This window comes from Sorangium sp. So ce185 (assembly GCF_051526825.1).
Taxonomy (GTDB): Bacteria; Myxococcota_A; Polyangia; order Polyangiales; family Polyangiaceae; genus Sorangium; species Sorangium cellulosum_D.
In genome coordinates, this window is the sequence record NZ_CP150316.1 from 10,937,898 (window position 1) to 10,951,201 (window position 13,304).

Sequence of the window (13,304 nt, forward strand, 5' to 3'; positions counted from 1 at the left end):
GGGGTGTGGCGGATTTGCAGGGGCTGGGGCGAGGCGGCGGGTGCAGCAGGGGGCTGAAGGCGGGCTCTGGAGTGGGCGAGCGGCGGGCACGGGGAGCGGGGCGAGGTCGGGGGTGGAGCGGGAGGGAGGCGCGGGAGGAGCGCGAGCGGGCGCACGAGGCGGACCGAGCCGGTAGCGACCGGCGGGCCGGGATGAGCTCACGGAGGAGCTCGGTGGCACCGTTTGTGCTGACGGCGCCGGCCGCGTGGGCGGCGTGGACAGGGTGGCTGTTGGCAGCGCCGAAGTTGCGATAAAGCGATGACCGAGCCGGAGTCGCCTGCGCGAGCCGCGGCCCTCGGCGATGGGAGGAGAGCGATGTTCTGGGACGATTTCAAGAAGTTTGCGATTCGTGGCAACGTCGTCGACATGGCGGTCGGCGTCGTGATCGGCGCGGCGTTCGGCAACATCGTCAAGTCCCTCGTCGATCACCTGATCATGCCGCCGATCGGCCTGGTGACGGGCGGCATCGACTTCAGCCGGCACTACATCGTCCTGAAGGCGCCGAGCGGGCCCGGCCCCTACGTCAACGCCGACGAGATGGTGAAGGCGGGCGCGGTCCTCCTTCAATATGGCCAGGTCATCAACAACCTGGTGAGCTTCTTCATCATCGCCTTCTGCGTGTTCCTGCTGATGCAGCTCATGGGGAAGCTCCAGAGAAAGCACGAGGAGGCGGCGACGACCAAGGACTGCCCCGAGTGCGCGATGAGCATCCCCATCAAGGCGGTGCGCTGCGGGCATTGCACGACGACGCTGAAGGCGGCGTAGGGGCCGGCCGGGGGGGAGAGCGCCTGCGCCCATCGCTGATCTGGTCCAAAGCTGCCTGTCGGGAAGTACTCGTCCCGCTGCGTCAGCGTCTGCTCGTTGCTCGACGCGAAGCTCGTGCTGCCCAGGTGGTCCGGGTGCTCGTAGATCGTCGACGGGTCCCGGAACCAGTCCGGATCCATCTTGCTCGCGATGCGCGTCTGCCCCGCGTAGATGTGCCTGGTGATGAACCGCCCGTCCCGCACCGTCAGGTGCGGGTCGTGGCTCCACACGCGGCATGGGGTGGTCGACGACTGGGGGGCAGTGGCCGCGAGCAGGCGCCTCCACCATCACCCATGTGAGCCGTTCAAGTGTCATGCTCAGCGTTGTACTCTCCCGGCAGATAGTCGTTGTCTGAGAAGAGCGCCTGGTAGAGTCTCACATTCTCAGGATCTGTATCGAAGAGCCGCAGACCGATCGGTGTCTTCAGGACGTCGAGACGAAGTACTTCGACCGCATGCTGCCTGCATGCTTCCAGGATCCAACGCTCGTCCTCCGACCTGGCATCCGATTCGCCTTGAACATAAACATCCCAGTCTCTTGCATCGGTTTCACGGAGAAGGACGGCATAGGGCCCCACAAGAGAGAGCCTCAGGGTCCAGCGAGCCTCCGATCCCTCGGAAGATATCGCGAACACGCAGCTGACGTCGTTGTTCAGGTCCGTGATGTCCTCGATCGAGAAGCGACTCACCAGGCGTCGTTCGAGCTCGCGGTACGGCTTTCGTTCGTATTCCTCGACAACCCATCGAAAGTCGGAATTCTCCAAGGATCCGTACTTCGCTACGATGGCTTGGAATAGCTGGCTTGGCGCTGTCATGGATTCACTGTGGTAACGGCCCCCGTGCACCCGACCCCAGGGTAAACCCCCTTCGACCTGCGGCAAGGGCTCGAACGGATCTCCGCCCGGATCGAGCACCGCCCAGGCGCGCTCGTCCACAGCCATTTCACCTGAAGCTCGCGCTCCGCGACCTGCTCGACGAGAGGGTCGAGGAGCTGCGGCTCTCGGCCACGGGCAGGCTGTACGAGCCGCGGCTCCGGGCGAGGCAGAAGGAGATCGAGGCGATCCCCGAGGCCGCGGGCACGCAGGCGCCGCTCGCCCGGGAGCTCTCGGAGGCCGACGTCCGGCACGACGGAATTGGGGCGGCCATCCTTTTCCTCTGCAAGGTCATCGAGGCGCACCCCTCGCTGGCGCCGGAGGTGAAGGCGGCGGCCGCCGGAGCGCAGCAGGCGTTCGTGCCGAGGCTCGAGGTGCTGCGCGCGCCGTGCGCGGACGAGGCGTCGGCGGCGTTCGACAACCAGCCCGAGCTGACCCGGCTCAAGGCGGAGTCAAGGCCGTGGCCACGCCCGGTGGGGGCAGCCTGAACGAGTGGGTCAAGGCGTTCGCAGGGCAACGGGCGTCGAGCTCCTTCACCTTGTCGAGCGCCATCGCCCCGGCCACGCCAAACACCCCGAGCCCCGCCGCCCCGACACCATATGCCAACACGACGCCGATCTTCCTGTCCATCGCAGCGCGCGCCTCGGCCAACGGGTCCGGCCGTCGCTCCAGCGACACCAAGTGCGCGCGAGCCTCGGCCTCCTCGCTGGAGACAGCCGCCTGCGGCGCCTTGCCCGGGATCGCGGTCGGCGCGCCCTCGCGCCGGAGTCGATCAGCAGCAGCGCGAGGACCCAACCAACCAGCGATCGCGAATGAGCTGAGCGCACGAAGCCTGCCCTCCTCCCGGTCCCTGCCGTCACGACACCCGTGACATCAATCGTCGTCAAAGCCGCCGAAGCGCGCCGGCCTCTTCGTCGCCTTGACAGGCCTCGACGGCGGGGCCTCGTTCAGGTCCACGACGGGCGGGGAGGGCTGAGGCTCTTGAATGTTCACCTCCTTCTCCGGCGCCGCCTTCCTGCCCTTCCACACGCGCACGCGACGCACGTCGCCGACCCTGCCGGTGAGGTCGATCACCCCGTTCCGGCGATACGCCGGCTGGCCGTCCACCTCCACCAAGGCGTCGCCCGGCAGCACGATGAGGGGCACGCGCCGCTCGTTCGGCCCGAGCACGGCCATCTCACGGCGAGCCGCTGCCCTGGACGCCGCGCCCGCGGCCGCACCCGTGGCCGCGGTCGCCGCCGCAGGCGCGCCGCCGCCAGGGAGCGACGACTGCAGCCGCTCACAGGCGACAAGGCACATCGCCGCGGCCACCACGAACACCCCCGCGCGATGGGCTCGCCCCCTAGTCCCGACGCTCATGGTCCCTGACCCTCCCCGAAGAACGGTGTCCTGGAATGCTCTCGCTCGCACGCCGCATGGCGCTCCGACGCTGCGTCAAGCGGCTCGCCGAGGTGGAGGATCCGCAAGCTCGCAGGAAGGCAGTCCACGTTGCTCGAGAGGAGGTCCCGCCGGAGCTCGGCGACGTCGATCGTGAAGGTGCGGGTGGTGTTGTCGGCGGCGACGGTGAAGAGCCGCTTCCCGTCGTCGAGGAACGCCATGGCGATGATCGCCGCCTGCGAGTCGAGCACGACAGGCTCGATCGTCCCAGGGCGGTCCCACGCGTCGCGGCTCCACAGGAGGACGCCGCCGTGCCGCAACGAGAAGGCGATCCGGTCGCCGCCGGGGCTCCAGATCGCCTGGAGGACCGCGACGCCACGATCGAGCGACGCCACGACCGTGCCGCTCGCCGCGTCCCAGACCTGGACGGTGCCGTCCTCGGAGCCGGTGACGATGCGCCCCCCGTCAGGGCTCCACGCCGCGGTGTACACGGCGCCCCCGTGCCCCTTGAACACCGCGAGCTGCTGGCCTCCCGAGGCCAGCCAGACGCGCGCCGTGTGGTCCATCGACGTGGTGACGATGCGCTGTGCGTCCGGGCTCCACGCCGCCGAGGTGAGTCCGTCGGTGTGCCCGGACAGCACCCGAGCCGCCCCCGTGCCGTCCGCGGAGACGATGCGCGCGGTCCGGTCGTCCGATACGGTGACGAGGCGCGTTCCACCTGGGCTCCACGCGGCGGCGCGCACAGGGCCCGCGTGCCCCTGGATCGACACGGGCTCTCCCTTGCCGTCCACGCCCACGATGCGGGTCGTCCCATCGAAGCACGGGGCGGCGACGCGCGCGCCGTCGGGGCTCAAGGCTGCGCCCGCGACCCACGCGTCCTGCTTCGCGAGCACGAGGTCCACGCCGGTGCCGTCTGCGCGCCACACGCGCGCGGCGCGGTCGTCGTAAGCGGAGGCGACACGCTCGGCGCCGGGGCCGATGGACGCAGTGTGATAGAACGCGCGGCGCTCGCGCGGCACAGACTCGAGCATCGCGGGGCGCCAGATCCGGAGCGTGTTGTCTCGCGAAGGGCCCACGAGCTGCGGCGCCGCGGCGGTGAGCACGCGCGTTCCATCCGGGCTCCACGCGGCCGACAGCACCGGGCCGTCGTGCCCGGCCAGGACGACGTGCTTGCCCCCCTCCGACGGCCAGAGCCGCGCGGTCTGGTCGGGCGAGGCCGTGGCGATGTACCTGCCGTCCGGCCGGAAGGACACGAAGGTGACGGCGCGGCCGTGTCCCTTGAAGGCGATCGGCTGTCCCTTGCCGTCGGCGCTGCGGATACGGGCTGTCTTGTCGGCCGACGCGACGGCGACGCGCGCGCCGTCGGGGCTCCACGCGGCGAAGAGGACCCTGCCCTGGCCGCCCTCGAGCTCGACCGGTCTCCCCTTGCCCGAAGCTTCGAAGATCCAAGCCGCGCCGTCGCTCCACACGGTGAGGACGCGGGTGCCATCGGGGCTCGGCGCGGCGGAGACGAGCCTGACATCCGGCCGCCGCAAGATCACCGGCTGCCCGGCGCCGTCGGCCGACCAGACACGCGCGGTGCCGTCGTCCGAGGCGGTGAGCACGCGCTCGCCGTCACCGAAGAAGGCGACCACGTTCAGCTCTGCCGTGTGGCCTACCAGCTCGACAACACCGCCGCCGGCGACGCTGTAGACGCGGGCAATGTCGTCGGCCGAGGCGGTCGCGACGCGCGCGCCGTCGGGGCTCCAGGCGGCGTGGCGCACGGGCACGCCCCCGACCTCGAGCACGTCGAGCTTGTCGCCGTCGGCGTCCCACAGGCGCACGGCCCCGTCCTCCGAGGCGGTGAGCACGCGCTTGTCGTCGGGGCTAAAGGCAAATGCGTTGATTCGCCCCCGCTGCCCGGAGAGCACGATGGGATCGCCTGTGCCGCCGGCGTTCCAGAGCCTCGCCGTCATGTCGTCGGACGCGGACAGGACCCGCTGGCCATCATGGCTCCACACGGCCGCGTGAATCGGCTGCTGGTGGCCGCGGAGCGTGACGTAGAGCGCATTCTGGCCGAGCGCGTCGCTCGCCAGGGCGAGCCAGCCGCGCGCGGTCTCGGGCCGCTTCACCTCCCTCAAGAGCTTGATGCCCCACGCGATCTGGCCGCTGTTCTTGAGCTCGCGGAAGCCCGCGAGGAGGCGCGCGTCGTAGGCCTCGATCTCCTTCTCCTTGGCGTTCGCCTCGGCCCTCTGGGCCTCCGTCATCGCGTCCTGGGCCCACGCCTTCTGACGAACGGCATAGAGGCCCATCCACACGGCGCCCGCCGCCACCACGACCGCCACGACGGCCACGGTCGCGAAGAAGCGCCGCTGCGCCCGCGCCCTTCGAAGCCGCCTCTCCGCCTCGCTGCGCTCGCGCGCGAGCTCCCTCAGCTGCTCCTCTTCGCGGCGGCGCTGCGCTTCCTCGAGCTCGCGCTGCCGTCGCGCCTCGGAGACCCTGAGCGCCAGCCAGTCGTGCCCGATCTCGAAATAGCGGCTGCCCTGGTGCTCCTCGGCGTGGAGGATGGCGGCGCCTTCGAGCGCTTTGAGGATCGGCCCGAGCTCCTTGGCCGGCAAGAGCCGGAGGAGCTCTTTCTCGGTGCGCAGCGTGCGGGTGCCGTCCGCCGTGACGAGGTGATCTTCCAGGAGGCGCCGCGCCGCCGCGCTGAGCGCGCCGAGATCGTCGAGCGTCATCTCCAGGTAACGGCGCAGGATCGGCTCGGCCTCGACCGCCGCCTGCTCCGCCGCGCCGCCGGCCTGCGCCCGCTGCTGGAACAGCGCCCGGCACACGATCTGCGCGTAGGCGGCCTGCGCCTCGGCGTCGTCCGACTCGGCCTGCCCCGACGTGCGCACCTGGCGCAGGAGCGCGCGCGTCGGCTCTATCTCCCAGGTCTGCGGCGGCTGTCCGCCGGCCGCGGCCTTGCAAACCGCCTCGGAGAGCTCGGCCACGGTGAGCGTGCCGACCCGGAAGCCGTGGCTCAACATCCGGCGGTGCTCGCGCAGCCGATCGCGGAAGCGACCCAGGTAATCCTCGCGGAGCAAGAACACCACGCGCAGGTCGCGGAGCGGCGTGTCCACGAGGCGGTTCAACGCGGCGAAGAACGCCTCCACCTCGGCCGTGCTCCGGCTCGGGTAAAGCAGCTGCTCGAGCTGGTCGAGGTACAGGAGCACGATCCGGGGCGACTTGCGCGCGGCGCGCTGCGCGGCCGCCAGCAACGCCTCTTCCGCCGGCAGGTCGGCCGGCCGCCCGCCGAACGAGAGCGCCGCGTAGACCGCGTCCGCGAGCCATTCCGTGGGGTGCTTGCCCTCGGGCCAGGCGTCGATCCGAACGACCCGGATCTGGTGCGAGTCGACGAGCGCCGGGATCACCGACGCCTGCATGAGCGACGACTTGCCCGAGCCAGACAGCCCGTAGACGGTCACGCAGCGATTGGCGAGGACGCTCGCCTCGAGGCGGTACGAGAGCTCTTCGCGACCGTGGAACCGAGCCCGATCGGCGGCGCGGTACGGCTGCGGGCCAGGAAAGGGATTCGGCGCGGTGAAGATGCCGGTGCGCTCGGCGTCCGTGGCCGAGGAGGGCGCGGCCAGGCTGTCGGGCGCTTCGTCCGCTGTCGCGCCTCCCGGAGGCGTGCTCCCGCTCATGGTCCCTCGTCGCGGGCGAGCGCCGCGAGCTCGGAGACGAGCTCTGGATGCTCGATGACCGAGGCGATGCGCCCGCCGCCCGGGAGCCCGCAGCCGCGCTCCCAGATCTTGGGCTCGCTGGCGTCGACGTCCGGCGTCAAGATCGCCATGCTGTCGCTCGGCGGCTGTCGCTGATCGTAGAGCCAGCGCAGCAGCATGCGATGGCGAAAGTCGAGCGCCGAGAGCCCGACGAAGAGACCTGGTTGGACGCGCGGCCGCGAGAGCAGCTCCTCCATCCACACCGGCGGGTCGAACCCGATGGCCCCGAGGAGACCGTGGATGTGGTCGTCCTCGGTGAGCACGGGATGGGAGAAGACGGGGGACCCGGCCGCATATCCCCCGTAGAGGCGCAGGATCACGAGCTCCCTGTCGAGGTCGAACCGCTTCGGCAGGTCAGGCTCCATCTTCCACGCGGCGGCCCCGGCGGCGCGCTTCACCACGAGCGGCGCGCCGCTCGCGCTCAACAGCGATGGCTGGATGGCGCGCACGTCCCGCTGCGGATGCGCCTCGGCGATGGCGCGTTCCAGGTGCGGCCGCCAGAGGAGGGTGACGTGGACGCCGGGAGCGACGAGGCGCGCGAACGCCCGGGCGAGCGGCGGGACCGGCACCTCGCGGGAGGTCATGAGCGCTTGCTGGAAGAGCACGTGCAATTTCTCCTGCCCGAACTTGAGCGCGCATCGCTGCGTGAGCGCGCTCAGCGAGAGGGTCTCGGGCGCGGTGTCACCGCTCTCCTTCATGTACGAGAGGAGCTCGGCCTTCAGCGCGGCGCGGTCCTCCTCGAGATCGCCGAGCACCATCGTGAACGGCTTCTCGAGCAGGCTGTGCAGCGCGGGCGAGAGGCCCCTCGAGCTCCGCCGCTCTCGCTGCCGGGAGACGCGCCGGTCGCTGAAGTCGAAGATGACCGAGCCCGGGCCTCGCAGGAAGAGGACGGGAGAGAACGCCTCGGCGCTCTGCACGAGCAGCGTCCTGCGCGCCGCCGTCACGCTGACGCCGATGTCGCCTAAGCCTTGCTGGGAGCCCGTGAGGGACCGGTAGATCTCGGACGAGCAGAGGCGCGCCACGTCCGCCTTCACCGGCCAGAGGTGGGCGACCACCGCGTCCGCGCCGGCGCGCGCCAGGATCTCGGCGGCGCTGCCGAGCGCGCCTGCCTTCGCGCCCTCGCACGCCTCGAGGATCACGAGGCGCAGATCCTCGGAGAACCTCGCGGAGAGCTCGTTCCCCAGGGCCTCCGCGGTGATCCACACCTCCTCGTCGTACTCGTCGTCTGCCAGGCGCAGGACGGGGTTTCCGGACAGATCCACCCCGCCGTGACCGAGCCAGTGCAGCACATGAGGGGTCTTTCCGCGCCGCAGCCGATCGAAGAGGGCTTGAGCGCCGATGTGCGGGCCGGCGATCGGATCCAGCCACTCCACCTCACCTGCCTCGATGGACGGCGCGAGGGCCTCTCTCAGCACCACGAGGCTCCGCTCGTCCCTGCCCGGCGCGATCGCCAGCACGCGGACGGCGCCGAGGACGTCGCGCGGCTCCCAGGGTTCGGGCGACGTCACGCCGCGCGAAAGGAGGAGCTTCGGGTCGGTCCCCAGGAACCCCTCCGTCGTGCCCGGCCGGCAAAGGGCCTCCCAGGGAATCCCGAGGAGCGCGCGCTCGCGCAGGAAGAGCCGCACGAGGACCGGGCTGCCCTTCGACGCTTCGCGGAGCCTCGCCAGCACGTCCCGAAGGTCGTCCTTGAGCAATTCGCCGTAGAGTGCCTGGGCTTCCTTCACGACGGCGAGATCGAGCGCCCCGCCGCTGCGGACCGCCCTGCCGACCTTGCTGGCGAGGCTTTGCAGCGCAGGCATGCCCAGCTCGGGCGAAAGCGTGTGGGCCGGGGGGTGCTCTCCGCGGCTCCCGCTCGCGCTCACGCTCACGCCATCCGCGCCCGCGCCCACCTCGATGTTGATCCACATGGGTTACTCAAATACAGATGTACTGGATAGCTGAGAGGCATCGTACCCGGGGCAGCCGTGATCATGTCAAGATCATGGCGGCGCGGCGTGACCATGCGATGCGACGGTTCCGCGTGCTGCCGAGCGGCCACGGGATGAGGGTGTCGCGCGTCGGAAACTCAACCGGACGGACGCTTTGGAGAATTTGCGCTCGGCTTGACGGGCTTCGAGCCACCTCGTCTACTGGGCCGCTCCCGGAAAAAAGGAATGATCATGCGTCGCTTTCCTGCACGAGCCACGGCTGGCTGGATCCTCGCGCTCGGGCTCCTCGGCGCAAAGGCGGCGGCGGAGCCGGCGGACCGGACGGCTCAGGTCGACGAGTCCGGCGACGAGGCCGCCGCCCGCGCCCACTTCCAGAGAGGCGTGGCGCACTTCGACCGGCAGGAGTACCGCGAGGCGCTCGAGGAGTTCCGCAAGTCGCTCGAGCGCAAGAAGACCCGCAATGCAATGGGTTATGTGGCCTCGTGCCTCAAGCAGCTCGGCCACTACGACGACGCGCTGGAGCACTATGAAGCGATGCGCCGCGAGTACCCGAAGCTTCCTCCCGGGACGGAAGCAATGGTGGCGGCGGACATGGCGGAGCTCGCGAGGCTCGTGGGGACGCTGGTGTTGAGGGGCGACGTGCCGGCGGGGGCGTCGCTGTTCATCGACGATAGGTTCCGGGGCAGGCTGCCCCTGGACAAGTCGCTCCGGCTGAGCGTGGGCAGTCGGGCGGTCCGCGTAGAGAAGGACGGGTTCGCGCCGATCAGGACGACGGTGGAGGTGAAGGCGGGCAGAGAGAACGTGGCCGAGCTCGTGGCGACGTCGAGGAAGGGGCGGCTCCGGGTGAGCGAGAGGCACAACTGGCCGCTGGAGATCGAGATCGACGGGAAGGCGACGGGCGCCGTGACACCCTGGGAGGGGCTCCTGGATCCCGGAGAGCACACGGTGAGGCTGCGCGGGTTCCTGGACGAGGAGGCGCTGCTCTCGTGCGACGTGCCCGGGGCACTGCCTGGAGAGAAGCGGGCGGGGGCGCGACAGGGCGCGAAGATGGCGTCGGCGGTGGAGACGGTGAGCGTGCGGCTGTACGAGGTGGCCGAGGTGGTGCTCGGGGCGGAGGACCAGGACGCGCCGCTGAAGATCGAGTCCGCGCCCAGGGGAGCGCGGCTGTGGATCGACGGCAAGGAGGTGGGGCGGACGCCGTGGGAGGGGCGCCTGCCGCTGGGGGAGCACGCGATCGGGGTCCGGGCGGACGGGTATCTCGATGCGAGACAGCAAGTGACGCTCGAGCGGCGCAAGCAGCGAGAGGTGACGGTGGCGCTGGACAGGGTGCCGCCGGAGCCGGGGTTCTGGACGGCGAGGACGGTGGGGGCGACGGCCGCGTACGGGGCCGGCGTGCTGGGGCTCGGGGTGTTCGCGGTGAGCGGCGTGCTCGCATTGAACACGAGCGCCGAACTGAAACAGGCATGCCCGGGTGGCCTCTGCCCGCGCGAGAGAGCCGGGCAGAAGGAGCGCGCGCATGCGCTCGGGGTCGCGGCGCTCGCGGGGCTGATCGTGGGAGGAGCCGGCGCCGCCGCGGGGACGGTCGTGCTGGTCGCGGCTCGGCTCAAAGAGGAGAAGCCGCGGGCGACAGCGGCGGGGACAGCGTGGAAGGTGGGCGTCGGGCCTTTCGGACTTTCGGCGGAGGGGAGCTTCTGATGGACGCGGTGATGAGCAGGGTCACGCAGGTCCTCGCGGCGCTGGCGGTGCTCGTGATCGGGGCCGGTTGCGTGTTGAGCTGCGATGCGATGCTGGGGATCGACGAGCTCCAGATCGCGTGCTCGCCCCACGACCTGAAGTGCGATGGCGCGACGCCCCTGGTCTGCAATACGAGCGGTGTTTGGGAGAGGCAGCCGGCGTGCGCAGAGGGGTGCGATTACGGCAGGTGCACGTGTACATCGGACGAGGCGTGCGCCTGTAGATCGAGCGAGGGGGAGTGCTCGAGCGACCAGACCTGCGTGGCGGGCCTGTGCACGGGCGTCTGCGGCCCCGGCGACAGGCGGTGCAGCGGCCAGCAGCCGCAGAGCTGCGACGCGTCGGGGAACTGGCAGGACGAAGATAACGCGTGCATGGGGCAGACATGCAAGGACGGAGCGTGCTTGGGCGAGTGCGCACCGGGGAAGCGGTGCAAGGGCCTGACGCCCGAGACGTGCAACGACGAGGGGCTGTGGGAGGCGGGGGAGCCGTGCGACGCGGACTCCGGATTCCAATGCCTGGGCGGCGATTGCGTGCAGAGCTGCACGCCGGGGGATTTCCAGTGCTCCGGGAACATCCCGCAGGTCTGCGACGCGAAAGGGGCCTGGCAGAACAACGGCGACATCTGCGATCCGTGCGTCGGTTGCGACCCGACCACCGCCGCGTGCAAGACCAGCGCTCCCGTGGTCTGCGGGATCGGCGAGAGCTGCGGCAATGGGAACTGCGTGTGTAGGAATCCCGGGTTCCCCGGGCCGCTGATCTTTCCCGTGGGCAACAGTCCCACCTCGGTGAGGGCCGTGGATCTGAACGGCAACGACAAGCCCGACCTCATCGTCGCGAACTACAACAGCAACACCGTGAGCGTGCTGCTCAACAGCGGCACCTTCACCACCAAGATCGACTACCCTACGGGCCGTGGCCCCTTCTCGGTGACGACCGCGGACCTGAACGGGGACCGCGAGCACGACCTCGTGGTCACGAACAGCGCCAGCTCCACGGTGAGCGTGCTGTTCAACAACGGCGACGGCACCTTCGCCCCCAGGCGCGACTACGCCACAGGCGACAATCCGAGCTCGGTTGTGGCTGCGGACCTGAACGACGATCGCACCCCCGATCTCGTCGTCGCGAACCGCGACAGCAACACCCTGAGCGTGCTGCTCAACAACAGGGACGGCACCTTCGGCGCCAAGATCGACTACCCAACGGGGGACCAGCCCACCTCGGTCGTGGCCGCGGATCTGAACAACGACGGCGACGTCGACCTCGCCGCCGCGAACTCCGAAAGCGACACCGTGAGCGTGCTGCTCAACGGCGGCGACGGCACCTTCAAACCTGCGATCGACGCCCCCACGGGTGATTCCCCCACCTCGCTTGCGGCCGCGGACTTGGACGACGACGGCAGGCCCGACCTCGCTGTCGGGAGCGGCTCCTCCGGGCGCAGCGTCGTGAGCATTCTGCGCGGCAATGGCGACGGCACCTTCCTTAGGCGCGACCACACCCTGGACGATCGCCCGAGCTCGATCGCGGCCGTGGACCTGGACGGCGACGGACGGCCCGACCTCGTCGTCACGAGCTCCGATAGCGATACCGTCATCGTGCTGCGCAACATCGGCGACGCTCGCTTCACCGCCGATAGCGCCCCCCCGACGGGCGATGCCCCCATCTCGGTCGCGGTCGCGGACATGAACGGCGACGGCAGGCCCGACCTCGCCGTCGCGAACCGCGACAGCAACACCGTGAGCGTGCTGCTCAACGTCATGCAGCTCAACGGCGTCAAGCTCGACAATAAGGGTTACTACCCGACAGGCGTTATGCCCACCTCGGTTGCGGCGGCGGACCTGAACGGCGATGGCCAGCCCGACCTCGCCGTCGCGAACCGCGAGAGCGTCACCGTTAGCGTGCGGCTCAACGACGGCGACGGCACCTTCGCCTCACAGCGCGACTATGCGATGGGCAATGCCCCCGTCTCCGTTGCGGCCGCGGACCTGGACGGCGACGGCCATCCCGACCTCGTCGTCGCAACCAACGACGGCGTGAGTGTGCTGATCAATAGCGGCGACGGCACCTTCGCCCCAACGCTCGACCCCCCAGCGGACGACGTACTCAACCCGATTGCGGTCGTGGATCTGGACGGCGATGGTAGGCCCGACCTCGCCGCCGCGAACGCCGCGAACGCCGAGCTCGACGGCATAAGCGTGCTGCTCAGCAACGGCGATGGCATCTTCGCCCTACGGCGCGACTACGCAACAGGAAAAACCCCTCAATCGATCGCTGCCGCGGACCTGGACGGCGACGGCAAGCCCGACCTCGCCGTCGCGCACTGGGGGGAGAGGGCCAAGGTGAGCGTGCTGCTCAATAGCGGCGACGGCACCTTCGCCTCGCAGCGCGACTATGTGACGGGCAATGCCCCCGTCTCGGTCGCGGCCGCGGACGTGGACGGCGACGGCACGCCCGACCTCGTCGTCGCGAACTCCGAGAGCGACACCGTGAGCGTGCTGCTCAACAGCGGCGACGGCACCTTCGCGCAGAAGGTCGACTACCCGACCGGGAACGCACCCAACTCGGTCGCGGCCGCGGATCTGAACGGCGACGACGCGACCGACCTCGTCACCGCGAACCGCGGCGAGCACACGGTGAGCATGCTGCTCAACAGCGGCGACGGCGCCTTCGCGCAGAAGGTCGACTACCCTACGGGGGCTCAGCCCGCCTCGGTCGCGACCGCGGACACGAACGGCGACGGCAAGCCCGACCTCGTCATCGCGAACTTCGGCGACAACAGCCTGAGCGTGCTGCCCAACGTCTGCATCCCCTAGC

The 13,304-nt window shown here is 70.2% G+C and carries 9 protein-coding genes; 4 read left to right on the plus strand and 5 right to left on the minus strand.

Annotation, left to right across the window (positions count from 1 at the left end):
• Positions 1-354 precede the first annotated feature (354 nt).
• On the plus strand, positions 355-804 hold the full coding sequence (mscL, locus tag WMF26_RS40325; RefSeq protein WP_437997068.1) for a large conductance mechanosensitive channel protein MscL: 450 nt from the start codon (positions 355-357) through the stop codon (positions 802-804).
• Positions 805-1,147: 343 nt separating this feature from the next.
• On the opposite strand, the gene WMF26_RS40330 is transcribed toward mscL, so the two are convergent.
• On the minus strand, positions 1,148-1,606 hold the full coding sequence (locus WMF26_RS40330; RefSeq protein ID WP_437997069.1) for a hypothetical protein: 459 nt from the start codon (positions 1,604-1,606) through the stop codon (positions 1,148-1,150).
• A 38-nt stretch (positions 1,607-1,644) separates the two neighbouring features.
• Between WMF26_RS40330 and WMF26_RS40335 the strand changes: the two genes are divergently transcribed.
• On the plus strand, positions 1,645-2,202 hold the full coding sequence (locus WMF26_RS40335; RefSeq protein WP_437997070.1) for a hypothetical protein: 558 nt from the start codon (positions 1,645-1,647) through the stop codon (positions 2,200-2,202).
• A gap of 385 nt (positions 2,203-2,587) precedes the next feature.
• Here the strand turns inward: WMF26_RS40335 and WMF26_RS40340 are convergent, their stop codons facing one another.
• From WMF26_RS40340 to WMF26_RS40350, 3 genes are read right to left on the minus strand one after another with little or no spacing between them, the layout of a single operon-like run.
• Positions 2,588-3,073: a hypothetical protein gene (locus WMF26_RS40340; protein WP_437997071.1), complete on the minus strand. Its 486-nt coding sequence runs from the start codon at positions 3,071-3,073 to the stop codon at positions 2,588-2,590.
• The gene (locus WMF26_RS40345) at positions 3,070-6,753 is read right to left on the minus strand and encodes an nSTAND1 domain-containing NTPase (protein WP_437997072.1); all 3,684 of its coding nucleotides are present in this window, start codon (positions 6,751-6,753) and stop codon (positions 3,070-3,072) included. Before WMF26_RS40345 ends, WMF26_RS40340 begins: the two co-directional genes overlap by 4 nt.
• The gene (locus WMF26_RS40350; protein ID WP_437997073.1) at positions 6,750-8,738 is read right to left on the minus strand and encodes a CHAT domain-containing protein; all 1,989 of its coding nucleotides are present in this window, start codon (positions 8,736-8,738) and stop codon (positions 6,750-6,752) included. Before WMF26_RS40350 ends, WMF26_RS40345 begins: the two co-directional genes overlap by 4 nt.
• Before the next feature lie 252 nt (positions 8,739-8,990).
• Between WMF26_RS40350 and WMF26_RS40355 the strand changes: the two genes are divergently transcribed.
• On the plus strand, positions 8,991-10,454 hold the full coding sequence (locus tag WMF26_RS40355) for a PEGA domain-containing protein (protein ID WP_437997074.1): 1,464 nt from the start codon (positions 8,991-8,993) through the stop codon (positions 10,452-10,454).
• 217 nt (positions 10,455-10,671) lie between these two features.
• On the opposite strand, the gene WMF26_RS40360 is transcribed toward WMF26_RS40355, so the two are convergent.
• A complete protein-coding gene (locus WMF26_RS40360) occupies positions 10,672-10,866 on the minus strand; it encodes a hypothetical protein (RefSeq protein ID WP_437997075.1) in 195 nt (64 codons plus the stop codon).
• A 28-nt stretch (positions 10,867-10,894) separates the two neighbouring features.
• Between WMF26_RS40360 and WMF26_RS40365 the strand changes: the two genes are divergently transcribed.
• Positions 10,895-13,303: an FG-GAP repeat domain-containing protein gene (locus WMF26_RS40365; RefSeq protein ID WP_437997076.1), complete on the plus strand. Its 2,409-nt coding sequence runs from the start codon at positions 10,895-10,897 to the stop codon at positions 13,301-13,303.
• Position 13,304: the final 1 nt, after the last annotated feature.